Source organism: Streptomyces sp. NPDC014727 (assembly GCF_043083485.1).
Taxonomy (GTDB): domain Bacteria; phylum Actinomycetota; class Actinomycetes; order Streptomycetales; family Streptomycetaceae; genus Streptomyces.
In genome coordinates this window covers 1-1204 of the sequence record NZ_JBIBYR010000084.1, presented here as the reverse complement: position 1 = coordinate 1204, position 1204 = coordinate 1, and the positions used below count along the sequence as shown (strand labels likewise).

The following is a 1204-nucleotide window of genomic DNA, read 5'->3' as shown; positions in this document are numbered from 1 at the left end:
GACATGGCCGCCGAGGCGCAGCGCAAGGCGCTCGGTGCGGTGGATCTGGATCCGAAGAAGCCCGGGGTGCAGTCGCGGTGATCAAGCCCGAGGCGATTCCGCAGTACACCGGCAAGCTGGAACAGCTGGAGAAGGACCATGCCGGTCTGAAGACCGATGCCGGGCACATCCGGGACGCCGGTTCGTCCGTCCACACCCATTTCCAGGGCCTGTCCGCGTATTACAAGGCTCCCGAGGCCGAGCAGCTGTTCGCGTCGACGAAACCGGTCAAGGACCGCGCCGACGGCTTCGCGGACGATCTGGAGAAGGTCGCCTCCTCGTTGTCGGACTACGCGACGGAGATCCGCCCGCTGGTCACAAAGCTGGAGCAGCTGAAGGCGGACGCGACGAAGTTCGTGAACGCGAACAAGGACGACGACGACTGGGAGTACGACGAGGACAAGGTCGACGAGCACAACCAGCTCCGCGACGACATCACCGCGACCGTCGCCGCGTTCTGGGCGGCGGAGCGCACCTGCCACAACAAGATCACCGCCCTGATCCCCGGCGGCGTCCAGATGGTCGCGGGCGACGGGTCCGAGCGCAAGGACCAGTACGGGTTCAACGCGGAGGACCTGAAGAACGCCAAACTCCCCTGGGGCGACCCGGTCGAGGAGAAGCACCATGTCTGGGAAGTCGGGCACTGGGTCAAGTCGTTCGTCTGGGACGGCCTGATCGTCGACGGGGTATGGGGCACCATCAAGGGCCTGGGCACCCTGGTCGGGTTCGGGGGCTGGGACGCCATGGGCCAGGCCTGGAAGGGGCTCGCCCAGCTCGCCACCGGCCTCGTGATCACCGCGATCCCCGGCGCGGGCACCCTGTTCTGGGCACTGCCCGACGACAAACTCCCCTCCTGGCTACGTGACTCCCGCACCGCGATGAAGGAGACCGGCAAAGCCCTGGTCGCCTGGGACGAGTGGGGCAAGAACCCCGGCCGGGCCGCCGGAGCCGTCACCTTCAACGTCCTGACCACCGTCTTCACCGGCGGCGCCGGAGGCGCCGCCGCAGGAGCCGGCAAAGCCGGAGCCGTCGCCAAGGCACTCTCCGTCGCGGGCAAGGCCGGCAAGGTCATCGACCCCATGACCTACATCGCCAAGGGCGCCGGCGCCGGCCTCTCCAAGATCGGCGACATCACCAAGGGCCTCAAAGGCATCAGCAACATCGA

At 67.5% G+C, this 1204-nt stretch carries 1 pseudogene; it reads left to right on the top strand.

Annotation, left to right across the window (positions count from 1 at the left end):
- Positions 1–77 precede the first annotated feature (77 nt).
- Positions 78–1204 (top strand): annotated as a pseudogene (locus ACF1B9_RS38005) (protein phosphatase); the annotation flags it as partial.